Origin of the sequence: Exiguobacterium sp. s181 (assembly GCF_018617125.1) — a bacterium.
In the GTDB taxonomy this organism is placed as follows: domain Bacteria; phylum Bacillota; class Bacilli; order Exiguobacteriales; family Exiguobacteriaceae; genus Exiguobacterium; species Exiguobacterium profundum.
The window spans coordinates 663783-688650 of the sequence record NZ_JACSJM010000002.1 but is presented as its reverse complement, the minus strand read 5'-3'; the positions used below and the strand labels follow the sequence as shown (position 1 = coordinate 688650).

Here is a 24868-nt window from a genome sequence, read left to right as displayed (position 1 = left end):
ATGTCGGAAATATCATTATTAATGATAGGAGTTGATCAGCGTGGACGAACAAGTGGATGTATTGATTGTCGGTGCCGGACCAACCGGCCTGACGCTCGGACTCACCTTAGCCAGATATGGCGTATCTTTTCAAATCATTGATCGTAAGACGACCCCGTCGGACAATTCACGAGCCATCGGGATCCAGCCGCGGACCATCGAAGTGTTTTCTCGTTTAGATGTTGCGCAAGAAGTGCTAGAGCGTGCCCGAACAATCGAGCGGGGGAATCTATATTTTTCGGGACAGTGGACAGCAAAGCTTGAGTTCTCCAAACTTGTGACCCCTTATCCGTTCGTGACGTTGTTACGTCAAAATGAAACCGAAGAGATTTTGGAACGTGCCCTACGAAACCATGGACATGTTGTGAAGCGTGGGGAAACCTTGTCATCCATTACCCAATATCCATCCCGTACTATCGCACATTTGACCGCGACTGATGGGGTGACTCGTGCCGTTGAAGCGAAATATGTTGTCGCCGCCGATGGAGCAAACAGCTCGGTTCGTCGGATGCTCGCCCTTCCGTTTAGCGGTAAATCATTTAAAGAGGCTTGGGTGTTAGCCGATTTGAAGGCGGATTGGCCGATATCCCGGGAAGAGGTTCATATCTTTTTTTCGGATCGAGGAGTGCTTGAAGTCTTCCCGCTCACGGATGAAACAATTCGTATCACGGGAAACTTGAGAACGGATGAATCATTCCAAGAATCGGAACTTCAAGAATTGGTGGAGCAACGCAGTCATATGCCGGTCCATATTCACGATGTTGAATGGTTCTCTTTATTCCGTGTGCACAATCGCATGGTCGATACGTTCATCCATAATCGCATCATTCTCATGGGGGATGCGGCACATATTAACTCCCCGGTCGGCGGACAAGGGATGAACACCGGGATAGCGGATGCCTTCAACTTAGGTTGGAAACTGTGGTTACATCTCAAAACTGGCGCTCCCCATCACGTCGTGTCCACCTATCGGGACGAGCGCGAACATGTTGCCCGCAATGTGCTACAGACGACGAATATCGCAACGGAGATGTTGCAGACGACCCTCCCGATGCTTTTGCCGTTCCAAGCAATCGGTGCGGATGTCTTCACTCGCGTCAATCTCGTCAACCAAAAGATCACCGAACGGATTTCTCAGCTCCATTTATCGTATCCGAATGCGCTTCGGTTACCGTTTCGTCGCGTCGCGGAAGGAAAGATCTTTCCGGAGACTGAGATTTTACGAACGGATGACGGGTTTCGGACAAAAATATCCGAAATCGCGGACGGACGGTTTCAAGTGCTCGTATTTGACGACGGGAAACGTGATTTGACGTCCATTTATGACTATTTGAACAAGAACCAGCCGTTCATTCAAACGATTACCTTAACTAGGACGAGTCGCCCGTTTTTCGATCAAGGAAACGAACTAGCCAAATCACTTTTTATGAAACGTGGCATATTAGTCATTCGTCCAGACGGTTATTTGTTGCATAAGCAACATCATGTTCGCTTAAAGCCGTTACAGGACAAGTTGGCCGTCTGGCTGCCTTCCTCTTAAACGTGTATAAATGGAGAGCCTCACCGAAGGGGTGAAGCTCTCCATGTCATGACTATTCAACGTTTACATATAGAATACCTGGTTTCGAGAGCGTCAAATCGTAAAACACTTCAAACGCCTCGATATCTTCTAATTTTCGGAAATCGATTTGATCTGTCTCTTCATTTGGAATGGCCACGATGATACCTTCCTCTGTCGATTTGATCATACCCGTTTGTCCGTTATGAATTCGAATATAGAGTACTTGCTGATTTTCTAGGAGTGAGATCGCCTCTCGTCTCGATTGAATCGGTTTTTTCATTTCATCCCCTCTTTTCCATTTCAGTATACCGTTCGCTCCATATTGCTTTCAACTCGCCACACCATTAAACTTGTGTAAAGAAGGGGTTGAAGGCATTGGAAACATTATTGATCATCGTACTCGCCATTTTGTTTGTCATTTTGGTCTCGATTCGGACAATTCGCAACTTAAAGTGGGTTCGTTTCGGTGAAGCATTCGGGAAACAAGGTGAAGAACTTTTAGGTGATTATCATTATTTGACCGAGCAGGGCATCACCTGTCGTGTGGAACAAGGACTACCGACCGGTAAACTATTAAAGCCGCTCGCAAAAAACTTGGACGATCGCGTTGCACTGTTCGTTCACCGAGATGATGCGGCAAAAGCAAGAGAACTTTTAAAATAAGATGAAGGCCGAATACAATCATTCGGCCTTCATCTTATTTATGTACTTGTCGCTCAGAACAATAATAAGCGATTTGTTTGACGAGCGGCTCTGTCAACGTCTCAAGGTTCTTTTTATTGATCACTTGATCCACTAGAGCGAATGAATCTCCACAATTCGCCTTAATTCGTTCTAACTTCAATCGTTCCGTTTCCGGGAAAATTAAAAACGAATAGACGGGAATTGCTTGATTACACTCTTTTTTTAATCGTGACCGCACCTGTTTGGTCATCCGTTCTAATTCCGTGACAGGATGAGGATAAACCTGTTTCCACCCCATCGAGGTCTCGGTTCGACATTCACGGTTCGTCATATGGACGGGGGCTGGAGTTCGATTTAATTGAATCAAGAATACGCCTTTAGGTCCGACGAGCACGTAATGAACGAGATCATCCCCTAATTTGACTTGTTCAATCATCATCCAATCAAATCGGCATGTTTGTCTGATGTTTTCGACGAGACGATCTGTATAGCAGGTTGGTGCTTTCATCACTTCTTCTTTCACACGAAACAGCTTTTTTGTCTGTTGTTTGACTGGTTGTTTCTCCGTGGCCGTTAACACTTGCAACATGGACTCCACCCCCCTATTCGTTATTCGCTTGGACCGACTTGCTTTCCAAAGACCGCTTTTTCAAGATTTGAAATTCGGCGTAACATGTCATAATTTGAAGCAACCGGCTGTGCTGGTTTAGCCGGTTCCGATACAGGCGCAGGTTCCCGTCGCAACGAGTCGTTTTCTTTTTGAAGACGCTCGATTTCTTTCGCCATTTTTTCATAATCGCGAATGACGACATCTAAAAATTGATCGACTTCTTCTTGTGAATAACCACGTAACGCGGTCTTGAATTCTTGTTTATAAATCGCTTCTGCTGTTAATTCCGTTTGCATCATATCACTCCCATTGTTGTTCCCATTGTTTTTCTTCTTCAATGACTCGTAAGTCTTCTTGTGTGATCAAGAAAACTTCCATGTTCGGCTTTCGCCGAGCCCCATCGACTAGAAACCGGGGACTTCCTTCCGTTTCTTCGTCATACAAGGTGATCAATCCTTCTGCTTTATCTAAAAAGAACGCTGTTTTTGCCCGTAGCTGACTCGGGTCTTCGTATGGACGCTGTGTCAGCGGCTCAAAAAAGTCTGCCTCGAGTTGCAGTTGCACAAATAGTTCTTGTTCGAATGGTTTATAGCGCTCATCCATGTTTAAGAACGGCGGAAATACGGCGATTTTAATCGGATATGTTTCTCTTAACTCTAACAATACTTGTCCGGCCCACAATTCACAACCATTCGTTCCACTAAATATGAACCATTCAGCACCTAATTCGATGACTTCAAGTATCTTTTTCCGGTAAGCTTCTTGAATGATTTTAATACCCGGATGATCCGCTTTGAAGATACCGAGTTCATGAGGACGATATCCTGTGACGGCTACTACTTTCATGTTCGCTTCCTTTCTAGGCGAGCACGGCGATGTTCTAACGCATCTTTCTCGCGTTGCATCGTTTGACGTAACACCGTCCGCTTTTGATCAAGAATCTCTAACGCTCGCTCCGTGTAATCCATCGCTAAAGCCACGTCCTTTTGTTTATGCTCTGCATATTTGGCAAGTTCGACATACCCTTCAATCGTATGAATCGATTCAAACAGCGGAATGGCCTCCTCGAATCGTCCAGCTCGTTTTAATAACATCGCTTGCCGCATGATGGCACGCTTCGATGGACTCGGGAGTTGCTCAAACTCCCTCAGCGCTTGATCTTGTTCGCCAAGGTCATGTAGCCAGTGGGCACGTTCCTCTCCGAAATCAGTTACCGGGGTCGTGACAAGCTGACTGAGACGCGTATACAACGAGACGAGGCTTAAACAGTCCGCATGATGGTGCTCAAGGACCGGCAGCAATATTTCTGGATTCCGCTCTTTGACGTATTGAAAATAGTGCATCGGTGCCAAGAAGCCAGGAAGGTCATCCCTTCGTTCATGACCAAAGTATGCTTCGACCGCTTTTAATGATACTGATTCTAGCCTCGGTTTTAACAATCGTCTTGCAGCGTGAAGTAAATCGACATGACCCACTGAAGGTAATTGTTTCACCCGTGATTTGACGAACGTGTGTCTCGTCTTGATTTGAGGCCAATCAAATGACTTCCCGTTATAGGTGACGAATCGTACCTCATCTCCGATGTCTTGCAAGAAATGATAGTAAAAGGCGGTTTCAAACGCCGGATGAGGTAACACGTATTGAATCATTTCAAGTTGTTCCGCACGAATCCGTGCAAACCCGATTAAAAAAATCGACGTTCCAGACCCACGTAAACCGGTCGTCTCCGTATCCATGAACAGGACTTGGTCGGGGTCTAAGTCGACGGCGAAAAACGGATGCTCGGTTCGAGCCATCATCTGTCCTGCTTCTCCAAACTCGAAGTCGTGATACACCTCATCAAGGGGATATGTCTTCCGGATCCGGACGCACCATTCCCCCTCAAACGTTAAAATCTCGCCCCCATGATCCTTCCACTTTTGTTGCTCCACTTCGTCAGGGGTCGCAACACTAGCTTTTGGGGCAGGTTCGTTCGTTTTGATTAATCTAGATAGTTTAGCTTTCATATCGTTCCTTTCAATCCTTGCAACTGGCGAATGACTTGCTGCTTGAAGTCACCGTATCCAACCATGCCGACACAACGGGGACATCCGCTTTCACACGGACAGTCGGATACCGTCCGTTCTGCCGCTTCAAGCACCATGTCTGCATCTTTAAAGAGCGCCTCGCTGAGCCCGATTCCTCCAGGATAGCGGTCATACAGATAGACGGTCGGCTTACTCGTATGTGTCGACTTCATCTGAATCGTTGTGAATAAATCAAGCGTGTCACACATGAGATAGAGTGGTGCAAGCCGTCTCATCAAATCACTGACCGCTTCAAGTTGATCTTCGAGGTCCGCCTCCGAGTAGGCGAATCGCTCATCCAACGTGAACCATGTCGCTGTCGTATGCAGCTCTCGCTCCGGTAGATGAATCGGGCCCGACCCGATGTTCTCATGCGTCCCAAATTTTATTTTAATGAATGTACCTATAGACGCACGGAATGATACCGCATTGTCAGTAACATCTTCATTGTAGACGAAATGACGGTAACAAAAAAGACCCGTGAATCACAGGTCTTCGTCGGCTTCATCCAGTTTATACAATTCGACGACCTTCTTCATCCCATAATGATCGACCAATTCATTCATCTTTGCGACGAAGTTTTTTGCCATGTCCATAATGTCGTCTTCTTCATAGTCTGTGTTCTGTTTCGCATTCAAGATGCCAACATCCCGACCACAGCCCTCGAAATCTCGTAACGTGTCATATTGATCCTTGACCTCGTCATAGTCTAATTTCGAAACGTGGAACTCTTCGATCAGTGTTCCCCGGAAGTCTTTCGACTCACCATCCACCATCAGACGAAAATCGCCTGGCCGTGATAGCTTGATGACGTTCGGACTGAACGAGACGTTCAATTCCTGGACATCGAAATAGCCGTCCCCGTCTTCCTCGATAAAGTCATCGCAGTAGAATGCTTCGTACTCGCCTTTCAGCTTCACTTCCAGCCCATCACGTGTGTATGGCATGGAAACGACCTCCTCATGGTATTAATCTTGCATGAATTGTTTGTAGCCCGCTACTTTTTCAGCCACATCCGGATTGTCTTTTAAGTATGCCTCGGTCCACTGTTCGATCATATCTCGATTACTAGAGAAAGGGCCAACTTTGACCAGGGCTTCCAGTGTCCGCTTGTGGTCTTCTTGTAGCTTCGTGTTAAAGTTCGTGAGTTTTCCCGCTACCGTTTTCGGTCTGCCGGGCTTCGCGTTTTCGGTCATCGCATCTAGCTCCTTCCCATAAGTACCATATCATAATTAGGTAAAGAAGTAAAGAAGTAAAGAAAGCAAGAATAATATATAAAATTCGTTTTTCGAAGGAGGGGTCTAACTAGAAAATCTTCCAGCAATCAAAAATAAAAAAGAACCCCCCTAAAAAACATCAATACTTATATATTATATAAATACATACTTATTATTTATTATATATAGTAGTAATAGTATTTATTAGTAATCATAGATTACTAATTAGTATAGGTCTTTCACTCTTTTGTGCTGGAGTCTATTAGAAAAAAGCCCCCAGCCTTTGGGCCAGGGGATCGATCACTTCTTCAGATGGTATACACTGACGCCGAGAAAGCTGAAGCTTAATACGTCGACCAGGGTTTGAAAGTCGCCTAGCTGGATTTCCGGAAGTCCGTGCTGTCTGGCCAGGTACTGATAACCCTGATACATGAGACCCGTCGCTCCAGCTAGGATGACCGGGTCTTTGATGCGTTCTTTGAACGTCGTTTTCTGTGGCTGGGTCTCGATTACTTCTTGCTGCTCGTTTTGTTCCATCCGAACCGCTCCCTTACTGTAGTTTCAATTTCTGGCCGACACGGATTTTGTTCGCGTCCTTGATTCCGTTCAGCGCCTGAAGATTCGCGACCGTCACGCCGGCACGTGAAGCGATTTCCCCGAGCGTGTCGCCACGTTTTACGGTGTACGTCGATGCGGGTACCTTGATTTTCTGACCGACGTAGATGGTGTTCGCGTTCTTGATCTCGTTGGCCGCCTGAAGCTTCGCGACGGTCGTCTTGTACTTCGACGCAATCGCTCCGAGGGTATCCCCTTTTTTAACGACGTATACCGACGTACCACTTACCGACGTACTCGGTTTCGGTGCCGGTTTTGGTACCGACGTAGTAGGCGCCGTGGCGAGTTTCTTGTCCTGGCCATATGCGATCTTATCGTATTGAAGATGGGGTTTATCAATGAAGTTCCACCAGTCCCCGCCCCATGTGAAACCGAGACGTTTCGCCTCTTTGACGGCCATTTGAATGTCGTCCCGTTCGTACCATCCCCAGTTGACTTTCCCGTCCTTGTTCGCAGGTACGAAGTCGATTGCTTGTCCGACGAGGTGGTACGACTTCATTGTTCCACTCACGCCTTTTTCAACGTTCGCACGTTGCTCGGCTTCTGTCCGCATCGCATTATAGATCAGGATCTCGATGCCATGCTTCTCACAGAACGCGTACCACTTCATGGCTGCCGCTTTCGTGTTCGGTGCGAGTTCTGCTAACGTACGTCGGTTCCGTTCGTCGTAGTAGAGTTTTGCCATCTTATTTTCCTCCTTGTTGTTGGAACAGATAGAGCACCACGACACCGATCGTCGCGCCGATCACGTATTTCGTATACTCCATCCAGCCGTTTCGTTCCTCGACGCTGTTTCTCTGTGACGTGGTCAAGGCGTTGAATAGTTTCGTCTCTAGCCCATCGATCTTTGATAGGATCTGTTCGACGTATGCTTTCGTCGCCGCTTGATGCGCGTACAGATTTCGAATATCTTCCTCGTGTCGTTCATCGCTCTCTTCGAGTTTTCCGACCCGTCGTTTCAGTTCCTGGTTCTCTGATTTCAGTGTTTGCAGTTCCGTGTGTAGAGTCGCCATGTTGACCGTCCCTTCCATCAGCTGCGCCTCCCTTACAAAAGTGTAGACCCCGATCGGCTCGGGGTCCTTGCTGTGTTTGTGCTGATGGATTAAAAGCCAGTAGGCTCTTCAGGTTCTTCTACTGGAAGTGGTTGTCCGTTCTCTCCAAGCCCGAGTGCCGCGAGTTCCGCCTTTACAGCTGGCTGGAGACTTGCCGGGACGCTTGCGAACGTGCGTCGTCCGTGGATGATTAAAGCGACGTAAATATCGACCATATTAACACCTCCTTTCAAAAGAAAAAACGCCCCTAGTTTAACTAGAAGCGTCTTCATGTGATTTCTCCATTTCGGTTTGTACGGCGTCCCGAAGGTGCTCGGGTACGTCGGTCAATTTACGTCGGCCGGCTTTCACCAGTTCGGCGTAGATCGGAATCATCGCGTTCATCTTAATTACCCCCTTCTGTCATGGACAGCACCATCTCGAATACGTCGGCGACGGCTCCCATGACCATCAGTTGATTCTCCTGCATCTGGACCTTCTCTTCGTAGAGTGTGGCCGTCACTTCCATCAGCGTCAGGTTCAAGTCCTGGGCCGCCTTCAGCTGTGCCTCCAGGAGTGGGATGCGTTGCTTCTCGTCCCGGTCCTGAAGTAAATCGGTCTCTTTGATTGCTTTCATCTTTGGGCCTCCTTAGTCAAAGCTGATGCCCAGCCCCTGCACTTCAATCGGACCGAGCGAGTCGTTCGCTTCGATCGTCACACGGTAGCTGACGGCCCAGTTCGCGGCTGTTTTGGCTTTATTCGTGAAGTTGTGGTAGTTCCCGGTATTCACTTTCGAAGTCACGTCTTCCCATGTAGGAGAAGCGTCCAGCGCATTGTTCGATACTTCGACTTTTAGGCTCGCAGGTACGGTCCCATCGTTTGCAATCGTGCTTTGAACCGTCAAGACGATTCGTTCCGCAGGTGCCGACGTAGTGACTGGGTCTTTCGCCCGGAACTCAAGCACGTTCCCTACACGAATGCTACGAATATCATGATAGGGGCCGCGCGTGTTGGTCGCCCCGTCAATGGCTGCCATTCTCCAGTAGTAGGTCTTGCCTTCGATTAGATCCGTCTGCCACTTGTATTTCACGCTCCCGCCTTCATACGTCGATGGTGCACCTGATGCTAGCATCGCGACGTAGTTCCCGCTCGCGGTTTTAATTTCCCATCCGGTTACGGCGGTTTTCGTGCTTCGCTCCTGTACATTCATCGTAAACGCTTCGTCTTCTGCCACCTGAATCACGAAATGCTGGTCATCGTTTTCGACGTCGTTTCCGATGGTAGCTTCGAAGATAGGTTTTGTAATAGTCCGCACGGTGTGAACCGGGCGCACAGGGATCAATGCAGGAGGCGGGTAGTTCGTGATGAAATACTGCGAACCTAGGAACCCGCTCTGCATATCCGTGCTATCCGTCACCTGGAGTTCCCAGTAGTACGTCGTTCCAGCTGTTAGAACATTCGCTGGGACGGTATACGATTTGTTGGCCGATGTTATCACACCCGAGTCATGGACGACTGTCCCACCCGTGTTCTTGATTCGAATCTGGAAACTCTTCTGTGCATGGGCATCTGCGTCGAAATAATCCCACGTCAACGTAGGCGTTAAACTAGCGCCACCCGGCGTGCTTACTGTACCGAGGGGGGCAGTCTGTGTCGGGACAGGCGCTTTCGTTGTTTTGAAATACTGTAGGGTCGATACGGGACTGACCGCATCGTAGTTGTCCCATGTTTGGACTGTGTAGTTATATGTCTTATCCGGCGCGAGTTTCCCAGCTGGAATTACGACGCTCGTGCTGCCGCTGGCGATTTTCCCTGTGTCGTGAACGACGGTCGCACCTTCCTTGACGATAACTTGATATGCGGATTGACTGTTCCCCGCATCCGGGTCTGTGAACGACCAGCTGATTGACGGGGTTAGTGTTGGGATACTAGCAGGGGCTACCGACGTACCTACCGGTGATAGATTGCTAGGGGCGTTAGGTGATGCGTTAGACTTTAAAAGTAGTAAGGTTTCAGCATGGGAGTTACCACTACTCGCGCTAATCCCAGATAGCGATGCCGCAGTCGGTGCATTTGCTCCTACAGCAGAGTAAGAAATTGCATTATTGTATCCTGGTCGCGACTCTAGAACTGTGAAAGGAAGGCCCGTTATAGTCGATACTGAACTACTAGAGATTTGTTCAGATAGTACAAGAACATAATCGTCAGGGTTCACTGCTCTGTTTATAGTAGGTAATGTTACAGTATATCCTTGAGCATCCACATAAGAGACTTCTGTTGCAACAAGAGCACCCGAGAAAGCCATAATGTGGTTCGAGTTTGTATTTGTGCCCCCGTTTATCATGCTGATACTGTAGGTACCTGGCACTTCAGCAACGTAAATAAATACAGCAATAGTTAAATTAGTCGCAGAAAACCAACGGTCTGCAACTTTTGATGCCGCTTGGGTATTCTCACCAAAGGTGACGTTACAGCTGGGGTTCCAACCAGACGAACCAAAAGTCTGTCGGACAATCACTAAAACTTCCTTAGGCTGAATCGTGGTAATGGCAATACTAGTAGTGTTTGCATTCCAATTATCTCGAAGAAAAGTTAAGGGCATATCTTAACCTCCTTTCTCTATGCCAGGTAGATTTTGTCATTCGTTTCATCAAATTTTAAAGCACCGTTCAAGCTGATGACGTCATTCGTGTTCGTGAAGCTTTCAACGAAGATATTCGAACTGACGCCGGATGCGTTAGAACCTTTAATGGTTTCGAGTTCGAGCGCAAGGTTCAGTTGATTGATCCGCAAGTCTTTGATTGCCTGAAGCGTATCGCCTTCCAGTGTCACGTCGTTGTCAATCAACTGCTGGAGCGTACGGTTAAAGTAATCCGCATGGTTCGGTGTCGTCTCCATATACCCGTCAATCGTTTTCCGGATGACGTCATTCCGTGACCCGGTCAATGGCGTAAGTTTCGTTACATCAATCGGCACGTCCATCCCTCCTTAAAATTCCGCGTCGTAATCGAATTCGATGATCGTGCGGGCTTCCATCCCTTTATTCGTGAATGTCTTGATTGCGATCAGGTCTCCAGCCGCGTCGACCAAGCCCGCTTCGTTGATGTTGCGCCCGATTAGGCTATCGACGTCCGCATCGAGCGTGCAGGTGTATCGCGCCGTGTAAGGGTTAGGAAATGTCTTCGTCACCTGTGCCCCGGTCTTCTGGATTACTTGCGTGAATAATGAAGTTTCCGAGCCGGTCAACCCGCGAGGATTCCCTGCCCCGTCCACGCCTCCGGTACCGAATACCATCGTCACGATTGCAGGTAGTGCGGCGGTCCCGTTGTGTGCTTTGGCCATCTTTTCACGGCCCTTGTTCGTTTTTACACTCGCCATTCTGTAGCCTCCTTTAGACTTGATCCGTGCTTATCAGCTGTCCGTCCTGGTACTCCCGGATTGTCAGCTGATCGCTGTTGTGAATGTAGTGCAGTTTCCCGTCTGGCGCGTTCGCGTCCATGACGGCGTAACCGTCCATCCGGAACGAGCCATCCAATGCGAGGCTGTCCGGTGGGTCTGCCTGGTACTTGCTCGGGATAACGACGGTCGCACGGACTTTAAGTTTCATCAACGTGCGGTATGTGAAATTATAGTTTTCGGAATAACCGAGACGCATCTTTTGTCCTGTGGACATCGTCGGACCGCTCGCCTGTCGAATCAATAGCCCGACCAAGTGCTCGAGGTGTGCGGGCTTCATCTCTTCGAACGCTTCGATCATGCCCTCGTAATCGACCAGGTGGTCGATGTTGTGACGGGTCTTGAACGCCCCTTCGTTTAAGATGCTGTAGAACCGCGCATCTTTCGGGATGCTGTAGACGTTCGCCAGTCGGAGTGCTTCGGCTTTCGTGAAGGTCCCGAGTCCCGCCATCTTCGAAAGGATACGCGACCGACGTAGTTCGTACGTGTCACCCGGTGAGGATGTCAGCGCGTAATCGTGTTCCCAGTAGTCGAGTCCCCACGTGGCCGTCTGCACGTACAGCTGGTTTTGTAGGTCTTGCCTTGCCTCGTCTGACGCCTGGGATTCTGTGAGGTACGTCAGAATTAGATTTTGATAGACGCTGGATTCGTGATAATAATCGGGTACGGTCTCCAGTACACTCTCCAGCCGTTCGGTTACGCTCTCAATCATGTGAGGGTCAGCATCCCGCTCGTCGGGATTTCGTCAGGCTCCAGGGTGATGTTCGCCGTACCCGAATTCACCTGAAGGTCTGCATAGTCTGCGATGTGGTTGTTCATCGCGAGTAATGCGGCCACTTTGTTGTAGACGATGACGACGGGCGATGTGACGGTGCTGTCCATAACTTGTGTGCCTAATTGGTCGAGGTATGCGTCTGCATCGATTCGGAGTGCTGCCGTCGCCTCTTCCAATGTGCTCCCTGGGTTCAGGCTGACCGTGGCCGTGATGTTGACGGGAAGGTCTCGGACGCTTGAAACCGTCACGATAGCCCCGATAGGCGCCACACCTTCGCCCATTCCGTCCTGCGACGGATCGATGTAGTCCTGGACCGCTTCGACAAGGGCATCGATGGCCGGTTGCCCTTCTGTATCGGCGATGATGACCTTCACCGTGTTGCGACCATTCCACAAGGGGATGACCTTCGCCTTTCCGACGCCCGTGACTTCGAGCGCCCAGGCGACGTAGTTTTGCTTGTTCCCGCTACGGACCGGCTTCTGGCGTTTCTCTGCCCAGCGTGCTCGAAGGACCTCATCGTCCTCTTCGTCCGTACCGCCTTTTAAGCGCTCCAGCTGTTCGATTTTCTGAACCCCGGCAATCGGCGGGCTGAAGATCCAGCTTGTACCCGGCGCAAGGTTCATGATGTCACCGGCTCCGTCGGTCTTAATGTCGACCGCTAACGTGCCGGCCGAACTGAATACGACTTCCGCGCCCTCGACCGTGGCCGTGATGGGGTTGTTATCGTTGTCGAGAACGATGGTCGTCAGCTTCTGACCAGCTGGGATGATGACGCCCTGGCTCGCTGTCACCTGAAGCTGTCCGATTGCTTGCTGTGCCATCGTCTTTTGAAGCCCGACTTCCGCTACCTTGTACTCCAGGTAAATGCCTTCCGCGAACAGTGTGAAGGACTGACGTAGAATCTCGTCCATGTTCGCCTGGTGCTGTTGGATTTCAGGTGCCAGTGGTGCGACGACGTCGTACACGAAGTCGCCTGGCTCTCTGCGGTAATCCTTCAGCGAATCGCTTTCCAGCATGCGTTCTTTGATGATGCTTTCGTCTTCCTCGAATCGGCTGTTAAATTCGAAATCTAGGTTAGACATACTCTATAATCACCCCTTCTAGTTGCACGTCCTGGTCGAAAATCGTTTTGATGGTCATCGAGATTTCGACTTCGTCCGGTGCAAGATGGTCGGCGTCTTCTCCGTATTGACCAGGGCCGCCACGACGCTTCAGCACGAGATTCGTGACGTCCGTGACCCACGGGTCGTAGATCAGTGATTCGGAAATCGCTCGCTCCATCTCGCTTAAACGCGCCTCCTCTGTCAGGTCCTCCTGCATGATAAGTTCGACGTCGCTCCCATACACGTGGTCCAGTTCCTCGTCCTCGAGGTCCGCGTAGATCAAGAAGATACCGCGTACCGTCTTCAGTGCCTTCATCGCAATCATCAGGACGCCTTCGCCTCCTGTGACGCAAACGACCCGGTTCCGGGCGTCCATGACAAATTCCCCTGCTTCGAGATCGAAGAGGGGCGTCTTTTGTTCAGTGATGTCTGCCAAAGCTAGCACCCCCTCAATCCAAAAGCTGGAGGATTCCCCAGCGCTGGCTATTGTCTGTCGTCAGGATCGGCATCGTGAAATACCGTTTCCCTGGTTGAATCGGTTGTAGCGACTTCGGTATCTCGAACAACTCCAGGTCGAGGGGGACGGCGCTTCCCTCGAATACCAGGCTTTCGGCCGTGTCTGCTTTGACGATCATGAGTCCGTTCGGTTGTCGTTGTCCCTTCAGTAATAGCCGAAGGAGTTCCTGGCTTTTATCTGGTCTAGGCATACGTCGCCCCCTTTCTTAGAGTACCCGCCGAATTTGGAGGAAATGACTGCCCCAGTAACCCGAGACGTAACTGTGTTCGTGACAGCCTCCTGTCGATGCGAGTGATACGCATTTCCCATTCCCGGTGACGATACCGACGTGGCTGACGCCGTTCGGTCCGCGTTCCGGAATCGTGCCCTTGAAGAACACGACATCACCAGGTTGTGCCTGCTCTTTGCTGACAGGCGTTCCTCGCGTGATTTGGGTCATCGTGCCGTGCCCCAGGTTCACGCCGACCTTCTTGTAGCAGTACGCCGTGAATCCGCTACAGTCGCCCTTGCCGTTCGTGATCGTCTTGCCTCCCCAGCTGTAGGACAGTTTGCCCTTGAAGCTTCGGGCGATGTCGACGACGTTCTCACGTGTGGATTTTGAAGCGCCGGATGGCTTGTCTGCCGCTTCATCTGCCAGGCGTTGTAGTTTCTTCGTCCAGGTATCTTCGATGCTCGACCACTTGCTTGCCTTGTCACGAGCATCGGCACGCCCTTTCCCTTTTTGCAGGACGGCTACTTGTACCGTCTTCACGCCGAACGCCATCGCTTTGGAGGCGACGACCGCGACGTCGATTTTCTTGCCTTTGATGGCACCGCCCGTGTCCTCTGCGAGATAGATCCCGCTGTATTCTTTCGCGCCAGAGACATATACGGCCACGACGGAACCGAGAGGGATGACGTCGGGGTCGACCGCGATGGTGCGTCCCTCGACGACTTTCGTGCTACTTGCGGTAAGACCCGTTCCGCTGCCATTGATGCCACCGAGCGCCGGGGCGTAGGCTGTCGCTTTCCAGCCGCTCGTGTAGTTGACGCCTTTCAACTTGCTGTCGAGTTCGATCGGCTTGCTTTCCTTCTTGTCTGGATCGCTTGTCGCGTCCGTCACCTGGATGTCAGGGACGAAGGCGGTCTTCTGAATGTCCACGCCGACCTGAATCAGTTCGTCGTCCACGAAAGCCTGGCTCACGTTCCGGATGTGATAGCCCCCGAGCAAGCCCGTATATTTCTCTTCGACGTAGACAAGGTCTGCTGAACGAAAAATCGGCATCGTGCCGGGGTTGATCCCTTCAGCCGATGCCGTGAAACCTACCCGTGAGACTTTTGCGAGTTCCGACGTGGCCATGCTTTCCATCTGGTTCGCCGCTTCCTTGTCGACCTCGATAAGCTTTTGAAGCTTCCCGTATTTCTTTTCACTCGCCGCATTGACCTTGACGACCGATTTCCCGGTCTCCCGGTTGACGAGTTTCACCGTAGAGGCGACGGCCGTCGCATCCTCCTCGTACGTCGCCGACGTAAGGTTCACGCCCACCTGGAACGCCCAGAGTTCGTTCGGGATGACGAGTTCGACCAGGTCGGCCGACGCTGTTTCAGGATTGAACCGTGGGTAGTAAATTTTATTGTTCAGGCGTTTTTGCCGGGCGATCATGTCCGTCAAACACTTGCTTCCGTCCGTGGCACGATACCACAGCTGGGGAAGGACGACTTTCGTGTTCGCAATCTTGCCGACCGGGATTCCAGCCTCCTTCAGCAGTCGCGTGTACGCCTGCGTCAGGGTCTGGTTCTTGAAGTAATAGTCATCCTCGTTCTTCAGGAGGAACAGGGGATCATAAAGCGTGTAGTCCGCCATCCCGTCCGCTCCGAACTTCCGCCGACGTACATGTCCATAAAAGACGCGTCGACCTTTAAAGAACAATTCGACCAGCTCCCCAGTCGCTAACTTATAACCCTTCAGCGTGATGGTCATCGTGACACAGATGCCATCGATCGCGTCGTCGAGTTTCGGAGGCGCAGCCAATAAGTTCCCGAGGTGGTAGCCGTTCGCTCGTAAGTCGATCATGGCAGTTTAAGCTTCTGCCCCGGATAGATTAGGTCGGGATTCGGACCGAGAGGGCCTTTCGGTTTCTTGTTCGGCAGGTAGAGGTCTCTGCGCCAGTCCTTGATACCGTGCCGCTTCGCAATCTTAATCAGCCAGTCGCCTTTTTTGACGACGTAGTATTCCGGCTTTGGTTTCTTCGGAAGCTTCGGACGTGACCGGCTTCCTTTCTTCTTCAGGGTTTTCGTGTCGATTTTTACCTTCACCGGTTTGATGTCCCTATACTCGACAAGGGAAAGCGCGTAGTATACGTCGCCTTCCGCACCGATGCCATACCGTGGCCGGTAATCACTGATGTACATACGTCGGTTGATTTTCGCCGCTGGGACGATGAACTGAATCGGGTCCCGGCGTTTCTTCCAGTCCTGAATCAGTTTGTCGTACTCGAGAGGCTTCAGCAGTTTCGACGTCGTACAGTAACCTGCGTCGTATCGCGCCGGGAAGAAGGCCGAGAACTCCACGCCGTCCAGATCATGGCCCGACGGGATGTCGACTTTTCCTAGATTCACGATATTGATGCTCTCTGCCTGTGTCTTACCAGGCATGTAGGAGAGTTGCCCGTCAGTCGGCAGGACGGGGATCAGTAAAGACCTGCCCGTCCGATTATTCTTCAGTGTGATTTCAAACTTCTGTCGTTTAACCATCCAACAAGTCCCCCAATCCCGCTGCCTCGATTTCGCTCGCCCCGCCGAGTAATTCGACGAGTTGTGCGATGACTTCTTTCGCCAGTTCCTTCGAATCCTGTCCGTCCGCTCCGTTGATTTGAAGCGTATCGAATAGACGCTGGATGACGACGTTCTTTGTGCCTGAACCGCCGATACCGGCTTGTCCCGCAGGACTCGCCGTACCTACTGGAATATTGCTTCCTCCAGGGGTACGCATGAGCACCCCGTCCATCTCGTCTGCTAGCGCATAACGCTGGCTTCGGATACCTTCAGCCATCGTCGTGACGATCTTGCTACCGTTATGCGTCAGCTGGCTAAGAGGACCCGTTTTCGCATCGGAGAACGGCAAGTATTCACGTACGCTATCAAGCACACCGCTGATCGCCTCGACCGGTGCCGAAGCGACCGACTTGATGCCGTCGACCAAAGTTTCGATGATCGCTTTTCCAGAATCGAAGAAGAGATTCTTCAGATTGCCGAAAAATTCGCCGACATTTTGCCAGACCGTATCGAGCATTCCGAGCATCGTGTCCCAGGCGCCGGACCAATCACCTTGCAATAATTTTAGTCCAGTCTCGAATAGGCCAGTAATTAGCGCCCATCCGATTTTGATTACGTTTTGCACCATTTTCCATGTATTAGAAATTACAGCACCTATCAACTTAAATCCACCGACGACCAGCGTTTTCACGATGGCTAGGTTCGTCATCACATACGCTTTTATGAGACCCCAGGCCACGAGAATGACCGTAGAAATAAGAGTCCAGTGTTTGCGTACGAATCCGACCAGTTGCTGGAACCCAGCGACGATTCCGAAAATCATTGCATTTAGTGTCGGAAGCACGTAGGCTTTTATTCCGCTTACGACCGACATAAAAATACTGCCGAATTGCTTAATGATTGGCATCACAGCTGTAAGGATTGTGGTCCCGATTAGACGTAGCGTCGGAAGGAATTCGACGATCTTTTGTTTGACCGCACCCCATCCTCCAGCCAGCTTAATCAGGTAGCCGATCAGTAGCCCGATACCGATAGCGATTAGCGTGATCGGGTTCACAGATAGTATGGCGAAGAACGCCCGCATTACCCAGAACACGATTTGGATTCGTGCCTGCATGATTTTGAAGTATGCACCGAGTGTGAAGAGTGCCGCACCGACCCCGAGGATATACGGGGACGCCGAGATCAGGAAGCCGACAAACGACTTCAGGACCCCGAATGCCGGACCGAGCATCGACCCGATGACCGTTCCTGCTTTGCCGATGACGCCGAGGATTTGGGGCATGTTTGCGATTGCCCAGTCCGCCGCCACCTTCAGGCTGTCGACGATCGGTGCCCCGATGTCAGCCAGTCCGACCATGAAACTATTTTTCATCTGTAAGACTTTACTGCCTAGATTGTTGGTTAGTGCCTCGCCTGCTTGTTCGGTGGCTCCCGAAATGTCGCCGAGTCCTTGCTGGCCTTTTGCCATCGCCAGGACGACTTTATCCCCCATGTCCTCCCACTGGGTCCCGAATAACGCGACCCCGGCCGCTTCTCGTTTCAGTGGGTCCTTCATGTTCGCAAGACCGAGTAACGTGGCCTGGAAAGCGCTGTTCGCTTTGTCTCCTCCAGCCGCGATGTTTGCGGCCATTTGATTCGCATCAAGACCAATCATCTGGAATCCTTCGGTCGATGTCTTCGACCCGTCTTGAAGCCGGATAAAGGCCTCTTTCGCCGAGTCCCCGACTTTATCAAGCATGAAGGCACCTTCTTGACTTCCCGCGATAAGGGAAGCCATCATCTGATCGGCCGACATCCCGAGACCAGCGAACTGCATGCTGTACTCGTTGATGGTGTCCAGCATGTCCTCCGAGTAGTTCCCACCCTTTTGGAACCCGGTCGTGATGATGTCGAAGGCGTCCGTCGAACTTAATCCGTCGAAGTTCTGTACCATCGTCTTGACGACTTTCGCCGACTCCTGTACAGGAACTTGAAACGCGTCTTCGAGGATGTAGCCCGACGTCAGGAAGGACTTCGCGCCTTCGTCGGTCATGTCCCCGATCACCTGCTGGAGGTTGGCCATGTCGGATGCGGCTTGCGTGATGGAAGGTCCCCAGCCGTTTGCGTAGACTTCTTTCGCGAGTTCGGTCATGTCCGCCGACGCTTCAGCTGACATTCCGGTCATCGCCTGGAACCTTCCTTCGGCGGCGTCCATTTCGGCAGCCATCGTGCCCGCTGCGGCTGTGACTGTACCGATTCCAGTGGCAAGGGCTAAGGCTCCCACTCGAGCGCCGCGCATCATCGAGCTGAAGGTGTTCCCGGCCAATGTTGCATCCCGGGTGGATTTCGCGTATCGACCGTTTGCTTCACGCAGTCGCCCATGACTGTCATAGTACCGACCCATTGTATTGTCGGTCTCCGACATCTTGTTCGCGAATTGGTTTGTAGCCCGGATCGCGTCTGCCATGCCTCCGGTGAAGTTATTCGAATGCAGGTTGATGCGAGCGCCCATCGTAAATGTCCGTGCCATTTACTTGCCTCCCTTCTTGCCTTTCTTGCCTTTTTTAGCAGCCTTTGTTTCGGCTTCGATTTTGAGTTGTGTCGCCTGATAGACGAACTCCCTTTCGAACGGGGGTAAATCCAGCACTTCATTCGGGAACCGACCTTGCTCGTTCCAGATGTAGGCGAGAAGCTGGGCCTCCCCGTTCGAGGTTAGGAGTTTTTTACTTCTTCAGCGCGCTCCTCTTCAGCACCCGTGTTGAATCCGCTGATCTCCTGAACTTCCATCGCACCGCGTTGGATTTCACCCGGAGAAAGTAGGATGCCCGCCGCTTCAGCCGCCGAAATGACGCCTAGCTTTTCAAGTAATTGCGGGTTACGGAATGTGAAGTCGCTTCGTGTATCGTTATGGACGGCCGCGACGATGACTTCGATCATCAACTTGTCTTCATCGATTTCAGGAAGCATGCGCCCATTCTTGCCCGACTTGACGTATGTGGTGCAGTCTTTCTTGATCTGCGAGAATTCTTTGTTGTCGAACGATGCGACTGGAAGCTTTCCGCCGAGTTTCTTCGCGTCGATCTCGCCGAGCGTCACCGCCGTAAGTTCCTCCGCGTTTTTACCGAGTACGTCCTCTAAAGATACGAATTGTGATTTGTTTGCCATGAATGAAAACCCCTTCCAGGTTATGTGTGATAGTAATAAGAGAAGGACGCCGAAGCGTCCCTTATGCCATAGAACTGATATAACGGTAATCATCGAATGTGAAGTCGAAGTCCGCTTCTACCATTTCCTCCACGTTGTACGTCAAGAGTGCCGTCCCGTCGAAGCTGACACCCGTGTAAAGGATTGCCTCTTCTCCACCCGGACCAGGCTCTTTCAAGCGTCCGATGTAGTTGTATTTCGCGAACGGGTTTTCCGCGATTTTACGCTGGAGACGGCTGTCGGCTTTCAAGATCGTGAACGACCCCGAGCCTTCCCCGTTCAGTACCTTGTGCGATTTTAAGAACTTGCCAGGTACGGTATAGCTTTCCTTCTCGTACTCCAAATTTGATTCGAATTCCTGCGTAAGCTGGACCTGTTCCCCAGCTTCATCAAACAACTTCCCGAATAGGCCGTTAATTGGTTCAGACATTCGGTGTTCCCCCTTTCATGATTAGAAGCTGACGTTCATCTTCTGATAGACCTTCTCCATGCCATCGACGACCTTAAAGGCGGCCGTGAAGAACGCTTCGTCGGCTTTCGCCTTGTATGCGGCGTCGGTGCCGTGGTAATCCGCATCCGGTCGGTACGTCGCTCCTGGCTGGAGAACGTCCTGCCCGATTAGGCTACCGAAGTAATCCTGTTCGATAAGCGCCGCGTACGTTTCACGGGCGTTTTCTGTGTTGCTTCGGTTCTTCTTGTATTGCTCCCCGAAGGCTTCCGTATCTGTGAGCACCTGGTCGATTGTGTTGGATACACGAATCTTCCCGAACTCGCTACGTTGCTTCTCGGGGTCCGTGACGACCGTGAACGTGTTGACCGCCTCGTCGATTTCGACGACGTCGCCCTTCTGTACGAAGATCAACGTACCCGCTCGCTTCGCCGTGATGCGTTTCGACTGGGTCAATTTCTTGTTGACCTGTCGGAACGGGACGACTTCGTCCGTCAATTGACGGTTCAAAGCGACCGATGCCACACGAGCCGCGATAAAGATGGCCATGTCTCCAGCCGCATAGCCATCGACACCGTTTCCGACGTTCACGATCGCTCGATAGTTGTAATCCTTCGACACCGTGTTCGCCGCATCGAGGTCCGCGTCCCATGCAAGGGGTCCGCCGTTCACGAAGCTGATGTATAGCCCTTCCTCACGGACGCGTTTCAACCAGGCGACCGTTGCGGCGACTTCTGCCGGGTCTGCATAGCTGTCGAGCGCGATCGCTTTGGCTCGACCATCTGCCTCGATGACTTCACGGTAGGCGGCGTACTCCAGAGCCGTCACGTTTTCCCCGTTGTTTCCTCCGGTTGCTGATACACCTGCTACGTTCTCTGGTAACGCCGCGCCCTTCGTCTTGACCCGTAGGTAGTCCGAAGCATTGATGGCCGTAGCGAGGGCGTCAGGAGTCGTACCGGACACCTTCATAACCTGGGCACCGTTCAATGTGACTTCGATAGCCTTGCCACCGGTCAAAGCGTCGGTCACTTTTGCGACGAACGGTAATTCGGTCGGGTACTTCGTTTCAAGTTCCCAGCCGTCCGTGAGGACGATTGTGGCCGCCGCTGCCGTTGCCGAAGCCAGTCGGTAGCCGAGTACCAAAGAAGGCAAGCCGGGAAACGCAAGGTCATGCACTTTCTTTGCCGTAAAGCCCTCTTCTTTTGCCGCGTAGACGCTGGCGAAGTCTGCCTGGTTGTATACGTCTTGCAGTTCGTTCACCGGACCCCAGGCCGCCGTGAACGGGTAAGTGACGATGCCGCGTGCGCCAGAAGCCACCGCGTCGATCGCTGTTGCGATTTCCGAGTATACACCCGACAAATCTTTTGACTGTCCGAATTGATATGATCCACTCATTAATCATTCGCCCCTTTCTCTTCTTTCGACTTCGTCAAGAAGTCTTGAATCGCTTGCTCGGTTTCCTGCTTCGTTGCCCTGGTTTTGTCGTGGAGTGCTCCCGCGACGATTTCAGGTTCCACTCCGAATACGTCTCGAGCCGCCGCGATTAGTTCGTCCCGATGGTAGTCGGTGACGGTCCTCTGCTTCTCTTTAGATCGAGTTGTCATCTGTGGTTCCTCCTCCGTATTCGCTGGCCGTGGTGACGGTTGTGGCCGGCGGTGGTTCGATTGGTCGTTCCCGTTCCTGGATGACGTCGTAGCGTACCGTGATTGGTATATCGAGCGTCGTCGACGTACCGACCTCGAACTGTACCCGAATCATCCTCCCGATTGGAAGGGCGTCTGCCTGGTCACTTTCGTAGACGATCAAGTAATCGTGCAGGTCAGCCAGGCGTTGCTCCAGCTTGTCCATGACCTCGGCCAACTGGTCGACGCTGTTCACGTAAAGTTTCCCAAACTGGGACCGTCGCTTCAGGTACGCGTAGTTCCCGAGGTTCTGACCTTTCACGCTGTTAGGAGACTCCCACAGGATGACGGGTCGCGCCAGTTGTGGGGGTGAACTATCCAATCGGTAGGACGTGAGTCCCGCCGTCTGGTAGACCCACCGCCCGAGCGCGTCGAGTTCTTGCTTGTAACCCATCGTGAAGCCTCCCCTCTATCCGAATAGTTCTCTGTACATCCGTCTGAATTCGAAGTCCATGATGTCCGCCATGTCCGATTCGATGTAGTCCATCGCTTTATCGAACATTCGAGCACCTGGGATGACCGCTCCCGTGAGCACCATGCCACCGTTATGGCCGGGGATGTAATGAAAGACCCCGTTACGCCATTCGCCGGGAACGAAGCGCCCTTTTTGTTGCTGGAAGCCATCGTTTACGTGCTGGGCATATTCGACCGCCGTCCCGGTGACGACGTACGCGTTCGGCCCGACTTTCAGTTCGAACACGTTGTCCGGATTCCCGGAGGACATTGATTGCTTCAGTCGACCCGACTGGGCAGGCGTCAGATCGTCCAGATACTCCTGCATTCGCAATCCTGCGGTACGAAGGATGCGGTCCTGGGTTTTTAGCCAGGCAGGTCCCCCCATGTTGGCCAGACCCTTTTGCCAGTCCTCCAGCCCCGAGATCGTGATGTGGCGGTTTTTCGCCATCAGAAGAACTGCATGCCGTTTTCGTTCACGGCGCTATTACCGCGTCGGAATTCATCGGCATAAGGCTCCAGCATCTTGTCGACGACGTCCAGTGCCCGCTCTGCCCTGCGGACATACCATCCGGTCGGCGCCGCCTCTGTGACGTTTCCGTTCACCGGGTTCGTCTGGGCGTCCTGACCCTCTGTGAGGATTTCAAACGCCATTCCGACTGCCGTCTTGACCGGTCCGTCCGGCTTCTCGATTGTATACGTCGGTATACCGCCGATAATGCCGAGCGCATAGGCGTTCGCGCGTTGCAAGAATTTCAGACGGTTTTCCTCTGTCATCCGTGCAGACTCCGGAACGTAGATTGCAAGTTCGTTCTCCGGTAATAGCATCGTGATGCCCCCTTACATGCCGAGTACGTCGGCCGCCTTCCCAGCTTCGATGATTGCGTCGATGATTTCGGCTTTCGTCGCGTCATGCTTGAACTCGACGTCCGCTGCCTTCGCATGCTCTTTCAATTCCGGAATCTTGCTCGTGTACTTCTTGTCGAGTGCCGCTTTCTCCCCAGCTGGAGGATCGTCCGGCGTTTTCGGTGCTTCCGGTTCCAAAGCTTCCGCCTTGCCTTCCGCAATCAATGCCTGTCCGCTGATTTCTGAAAGTTCGATTTCTGCCCCTGCCTCGACGTGGGCGCCGTTAAAGGTAACTTGCTCGATTAGTTTAAGTTTCATCGTTTGGTTCTCCCTTCGGAAATTAAAATAGGGGGCAGAACGCCCCCTGGATTATGCGAGAATTGTCGCTTGTTTGATAAGTTCCGGCATCAAGATTTTCGGGAATGACGCCGCGACGACTTCCACGATCTCGCGCTTCGGACGTTCTTGTGTGAACGTACGGGCGAAGATACCAGGGTTCATGTCGTTCTCGACCGTTGGACCCATCAACTGTTCGCCGATTTCGCCACCGCCGACCAAGAAGATACCCTTGTTTTCATGAAGCAAGCGCTGTGAGGCACGTACTCCGCCGTTGTTCACGTCACGGTAGACGACCGACGTATCGAACGCCTCGAATGCCGGAAGCTGACGTCCGCGCAAGAAGTCGTTTAATTCCGCGAGCGTAATCAAACGGTCTGCTGATCCCGTGATCGCCTTTCGTACAGTCGCATCGTTCATGACGGTACGGACGGCCTTGATGGACGTGACGAAGACGTCAGGCGTGCGGCCGTTCAAGTCGACGTAGTCCTGAACCCATTTTTCGTAGTCGATGAGGATCGTCGCGTTCGCATCGTTCCAGCGTGTCGCCGCCGTGACCTTGTTCTCTGCTGGGACGCCAAAGTCGACGCCTAACTTGATGCCGTCCTTGTCGTAAGCGAAGACCCCGTTACCGAGTGCCTGCCAGCGCATCCACTCGATTCGAGCATCGATGTTCTTTTTGACCGTGGCCACCTTGCCGAGCAATTGCTTTTCGACGAGCGTACGTTTCGCCTGGTTGCCCTTGTCGAGCAAACCCGCGATTTCTTTCTTCGTGACGATGTACGACTGCCCGATGTCCGTGATCGAACCAGAAACCGTACGAAGTGGATCACGGTCAGTAAGTGGCAACTCGGCGCCAGAGTCGACGATGTTGGCCATGTCCGCCTGACGCTCGATCACCGTCTCGTTGAAGTCGATGTCGTACGTGTCGACGGCCGGAAGGAACCGCTCCCCGATATACGACGGGTTCACAGGTACTTCCTTGATTGCTTCGGTTAATACTGGGTTTTTGAAAAAGTCGCTGTATTGTGCTAATCCTGACATAGCGTAAAGCCCCCTTATGGAATGTGTGTCGGTCTACGGTCCGTCTCTTAGACGAAACGGATGTAGCCGCGAAGTTCTGCCTTGAAAGCGTCTGTTGCACCGATCAACATGCCGGTGTGGACCGAGCCGTGGACGAGCACCTGGCCGGCCGTCACGTTCGGGTTGTTCCCCGCATCGTCGAGTTCGAACTTAATCGATTCGTCGAGGATGACCGGGTTCGTTTTCCCAGCTGGGAATGCGCCCGCTGCGTCCTGGTATTTCTCGTAAAGCCCGGTCACTTTGTCTTTGACGAGGCACGTGCCTTCTAAGACGAGTTCACCTTTTGCGAACTTCGAACCGTCGAGCGTAATCCCGGTGTTCACGTATTGATAGTGCGCGCTCGATTTAATCTCACGTGCGGCTTCTGCCGACTTGCGGCGGATTGTTACGTCGTTGTTTGACATGG

36 protein-coding genes are annotated in these 24868 nt (G+C 51.9%); 2 read left to right on the top strand and 34 right to left on the bottom strand.

Annotated features, from left to right (window positions below; genetic code table 11):
- Nucleotides 1-40 precede the first annotated feature (40 nt).
- Nucleotides 41-1579 carry an FAD-dependent monooxygenase gene (locus tag KNO70_RS09970; RefSeq protein WP_078146765.1) on the top strand — a complete coding sequence of 513 codons (1539 nt, stop codon included), beginning with the start codon at nucleotides 41-43 and terminating at the stop codon, nucleotides 1577-1579.
- A 52-nt stretch (nucleotides 1580-1631) separates the two neighbouring features.
- Here the strand turns inward: KNO70_RS09970 and KNO70_RS09965 are convergent, their stop codons facing one another.
- Nucleotides 1632-1880 (bottom strand): hypothetical protein, encoded by a 249-nt coding sequence (locus tag KNO70_RS09965; RefSeq protein ID WP_214812406.1) that lies wholly within the window; start codon nucleotides 1878-1880, stop codon nucleotides 1632-1634.
- A gap of 95 nt (nucleotides 1881-1975) precedes the next feature.
- Here KNO70_RS09965 and KNO70_RS09960 point away from each other — a divergent pair, with 95 nt between their 5' ends.
- On the top strand, nucleotides 1976-2263 hold the full coding sequence (locus tag KNO70_RS09960; protein ID WP_012726117.1) for a hypothetical protein: 288 nt from the start codon (nucleotides 1976-1978) through the stop codon (nucleotides 2261-2263).
- 34 nt (nucleotides 2264-2297) lie between these two features.
- On the opposite strand, the gene KNO70_RS09955 is transcribed toward KNO70_RS09960, so the two are convergent.
- The 33 genes from KNO70_RS09955 to KNO70_RS09800 all read right to left on the bottom strand — a co-directional run bounded on the left by KNO70_RS09955 (nucleotide 2298) and on the right by KNO70_RS09800 (nucleotide 24866).
- Nucleotides 2298-2873, bottom strand: coding sequence for an NERD domain-containing protein (locus tag KNO70_RS09955; RefSeq protein WP_214684439.1), 576 nt, complete (start codon nucleotides 2871-2873; stop codon nucleotides 2298-2300).
- A gap of 20 nt (nucleotides 2874-2893) precedes the next feature.
- The gene (gpsB, locus tag KNO70_RS09950) at nucleotides 2894-3190 is read right to left on the bottom strand and encodes a cell division regulator GpsB (RefSeq protein ID WP_012726115.1); all 297 of its coding nucleotides are present in this window, start codon (nucleotides 3188-3190) and stop codon (nucleotides 2894-2896) included.
- Nucleotides 3191-3194: 4 nt separating this feature from the next.
- Nucleotides 3195-3740: an SLOG family protein gene (locus KNO70_RS09945; RefSeq protein WP_214812398.1), complete on the bottom strand. Its 546-nt coding sequence runs from the start codon at nucleotides 3738-3740 to the stop codon at nucleotides 3195-3197.
- On the bottom strand, nucleotides 3737-4900 hold the full coding sequence (locus tag KNO70_RS09940; protein WP_078146763.1) for a ribonuclease H-like domain-containing protein: 1164 nt from the start codon (nucleotides 4898-4900) through the stop codon (nucleotides 3737-3739). Before KNO70_RS09940 ends, KNO70_RS09945 begins: the two co-directional genes overlap by 4 nt.
- Nucleotides 4897-5262: a Zn-binding domain-containing protein gene (locus KNO70_RS09935; protein WP_251030093.1), complete on the bottom strand. Its 366-nt coding sequence runs from the start codon at nucleotides 5260-5262 to the stop codon at nucleotides 4897-4899. The genes KNO70_RS09940 and KNO70_RS09935 overlap by 4 nt, the downstream gene beginning before the upstream one ends.
- Before the next feature lie 183 nt (nucleotides 5263-5445).
- Nucleotides 5446-5907: a hypothetical protein gene (locus tag KNO70_RS09930; protein WP_214812396.1), complete on the bottom strand. Its 462-nt coding sequence runs from the start codon at nucleotides 5905-5907 to the stop codon at nucleotides 5446-5448.
- 21 nt (nucleotides 5908-5928) lie between these two features.
- A complete protein-coding gene (locus KNO70_RS09925; RefSeq protein WP_214737378.1) occupies nucleotides 5929-6156 on the bottom strand; it encodes a hypothetical protein in 228 nt (75 codons plus the stop codon).
- A 321-nt stretch (nucleotides 6157-6477) separates the two neighbouring features.
- On the bottom strand, nucleotides 6478-6714 hold the full coding sequence (locus tag KNO70_RS09920) for a hypothetical protein (RefSeq protein WP_214812389.1): 237 nt from the start codon (nucleotides 6712-6714) through the stop codon (nucleotides 6478-6480).
- Nucleotides 6715-6727: 13 nt separating this feature from the next.
- A complete protein-coding gene (locus KNO70_RS09915; RefSeq protein WP_214812387.1) occupies nucleotides 6728-7477 on the bottom strand; it encodes a M15 family metallopeptidase in 750 nt (249 codons plus the stop codon).
- Nucleotide 7478: 1 nt separating this feature from the next.
- A complete protein-coding gene (locus KNO70_RS09910) occupies nucleotides 7479-7823 on the bottom strand; it encodes a hypothetical protein (RefSeq protein WP_214812385.1) in 345 nt (114 codons plus the stop codon).
- A gap of 71 nt (nucleotides 7824-7894) precedes the next feature.
- Entirely contained in the window at nucleotides 7895-8059 is a 165-nt protein-coding gene (locus KNO70_RS09905; protein WP_193343254.1) for a CD1375 family protein, read from the bottom strand.
- Nucleotides 8060-8096: 37 nt separating this feature from the next.
- The gene (locus tag KNO70_RS16145; protein ID WP_012726106.1) at nucleotides 8097-8228 is read right to left on the bottom strand and encodes a CD1375 family protein; all 132 of its coding nucleotides are present in this window, start codon (nucleotides 8226-8228) and stop codon (nucleotides 8097-8099) included.
- Between the two features lies 1 nt (nucleotide 8229).
- Nucleotides 8230-8460, bottom strand: a complete 231-nt coding sequence (locus KNO70_RS09900; RefSeq protein WP_214812383.1) for a hypothetical protein — start codon at nucleotides 8458-8460, stop codon at nucleotides 8230-8232.
- A 12-nt stretch (nucleotides 8461-8472) separates the two neighbouring features.
- A complete protein-coding gene (locus KNO70_RS09895) occupies nucleotides 8473-10086 on the bottom strand; it encodes a glycoside hydrolase family 78 protein (protein ID WP_214812381.1) in 1614 nt (537 codons plus the stop codon).
- Between the two features lie 356 nt (nucleotides 10087-10442).
- Nucleotides 10443-10805: a hypothetical protein gene (locus tag KNO70_RS09890; RefSeq protein ID WP_251030092.1), complete on the bottom strand. Its 363-nt coding sequence runs from the start codon at nucleotides 10803-10805 to the stop codon at nucleotides 10443-10445.
- A gap of 6 nt (nucleotides 10806-10811) precedes the next feature.
- Nucleotides 10812-11201, bottom strand: a complete 390-nt coding sequence (locus tag KNO70_RS09885) for a phage tail protein (protein ID WP_214737392.1) — start codon at nucleotides 11199-11201, stop codon at nucleotides 10812-10814.
- 13 nt (nucleotides 11202-11214) lie between these two features.
- Nucleotides 11215-11991 (bottom strand): putative phage tail protein, encoded by a 777-nt coding sequence (locus tag KNO70_RS09880; RefSeq protein WP_214812377.1) that lies wholly within the window; start codon nucleotides 11989-11991, stop codon nucleotides 11215-11217.
- Nucleotides 11988-13136 carry a baseplate J/gp47 family protein gene (locus KNO70_RS09875; RefSeq protein ID WP_214812375.1) on the bottom strand — a complete coding sequence of 383 codons (1149 nt, stop codon included), beginning with the start codon at nucleotides 13134-13136 and terminating at the stop codon, nucleotides 11988-11990. Before KNO70_RS09875 ends, KNO70_RS09880 begins: the two co-directional genes overlap by 4 nt.
- A complete protein-coding gene (locus KNO70_RS09870; RefSeq protein WP_214812373.1) occupies nucleotides 13129-13593 on the bottom strand; it encodes a DUF2634 domain-containing protein in 465 nt (154 codons plus the stop codon). Before KNO70_RS09870 ends, KNO70_RS09875 begins: the two co-directional genes overlap by 8 nt.
- Before the next feature lie 13 nt (nucleotides 13594-13606).
- Nucleotides 13607-13864 (bottom strand): hypothetical protein, encoded by a 258-nt coding sequence (locus KNO70_RS09865; protein ID WP_214737401.1) that lies wholly within the window; start codon nucleotides 13862-13864, stop codon nucleotides 13607-13609.
- A 15-nt stretch (nucleotides 13865-13879) separates the two neighbouring features.
- The gene (locus KNO70_RS16275) at nucleotides 13880-15727 is read right to left on the bottom strand and encodes a C40 family peptidase (RefSeq protein WP_214812371.1); all 1848 of its coding nucleotides are present in this window, start codon (nucleotides 15725-15727) and stop codon (nucleotides 13880-13882) included.
- The gene (locus KNO70_RS09855; RefSeq protein ID WP_214812369.1) at nucleotides 15724-16407 is read right to left on the bottom strand and encodes a LysM peptidoglycan-binding domain-containing protein; all 684 of its coding nucleotides are present in this window, start codon (nucleotides 16405-16407) and stop codon (nucleotides 15724-15726) included. The genes KNO70_RS16275 and KNO70_RS09855 overlap by 4 nt, the downstream gene beginning before the upstream one ends.
- Nucleotides 16400-18940 (bottom strand): phage tail tape measure protein, encoded by a 2541-nt coding sequence (locus KNO70_RS09850; protein WP_214737408.1) that lies wholly within the window; start codon nucleotides 18938-18940, stop codon nucleotides 16400-16402. Before KNO70_RS09850 ends, KNO70_RS09855 begins: the two co-directional genes overlap by 8 nt.
- A gap of 182 nt (nucleotides 18941-19122) precedes the next feature.
- Nucleotides 19123-19575: a phage tail assembly chaperone gene (locus tag KNO70_RS09845; RefSeq protein WP_214737410.1), complete on the bottom strand. Its 453-nt coding sequence runs from the start codon at nucleotides 19573-19575 to the stop codon at nucleotides 19123-19125.
- 61 nt (nucleotides 19576-19636) lie between these two features.
- Nucleotides 19637-20044 carry a phage tail tube protein gene (locus KNO70_RS09840; protein WP_214737412.1) on the bottom strand — a complete coding sequence of 136 codons (408 nt, stop codon included), beginning with the start codon at nucleotides 20042-20044 and terminating at the stop codon, nucleotides 19637-19639.
- A gap of 21 nt (nucleotides 20045-20065) precedes the next feature.
- The gene (locus KNO70_RS09835; protein ID WP_214812367.1) at nucleotides 20066-21457 is read right to left on the bottom strand and encodes a phage tail protein; all 1392 of its coding nucleotides are present in this window, start codon (nucleotides 21455-21457) and stop codon (nucleotides 20066-20068) included.
- On the bottom strand, nucleotides 21457-21666 hold the full coding sequence (locus tag KNO70_RS09830; RefSeq protein ID WP_214737416.1) for a YqzN/YkzM domain-containing protein: 210 nt from the start codon (nucleotides 21664-21666) through the stop codon (nucleotides 21457-21459). The genes KNO70_RS09835 and KNO70_RS09830 overlap by 1 nt, the downstream gene beginning before the upstream one ends.
- The gene (locus KNO70_RS09825; protein WP_214812365.1) at nucleotides 21650-22138 is read right to left on the bottom strand and encodes a hypothetical protein; all 489 of its coding nucleotides are present in this window, start codon (nucleotides 22136-22138) and stop codon (nucleotides 21650-21652) included. Before KNO70_RS09825 ends, KNO70_RS09830 begins: the two co-directional genes overlap by 17 nt.
- A gap of 15 nt (nucleotides 22139-22153) precedes the next feature.
- Complete coding sequence (locus KNO70_RS09820) at nucleotides 22154-22585, bottom strand: HK97 gp10 family phage protein (protein WP_251030091.1); 432 nt, start codon at nucleotides 22583-22585, stop codon at nucleotides 22154-22156.
- Between the two features lie 62 nt (nucleotides 22586-22647).
- On the bottom strand, nucleotides 22648-23025 hold the full coding sequence (locus KNO70_RS09815) for a hypothetical protein (protein WP_214737421.1): 378 nt from the start codon (nucleotides 23023-23025) through the stop codon (nucleotides 22648-22650).
- Nucleotides 23026-23037: 12 nt separating this feature from the next.
- A complete protein-coding gene (locus KNO70_RS09810; RefSeq protein ID WP_012726087.1) occupies nucleotides 23038-23361 on the bottom strand; it encodes a DUF7210 family protein in 324 nt (107 codons plus the stop codon).
- A 51-nt stretch (nucleotides 23362-23412) separates the two neighbouring features.
- Nucleotides 23413-24423: a major capsid protein gene (locus tag KNO70_RS09805; protein ID WP_214812358.1), complete on the bottom strand. Its 1011-nt coding sequence runs from the start codon at nucleotides 24421-24423 to the stop codon at nucleotides 23413-23415.
- Between the two features lie 47 nt (nucleotides 24424-24470).
- The gene (locus tag KNO70_RS09800; protein WP_012726085.1) at nucleotides 24471-24866 is read right to left on the bottom strand and encodes a hypothetical protein; all 396 of its coding nucleotides are present in this window, start codon (nucleotides 24864-24866) and stop codon (nucleotides 24471-24473) included.
- Between the last annotated feature and the right edge of the window lie 2 nt (nucleotides 24867-24868).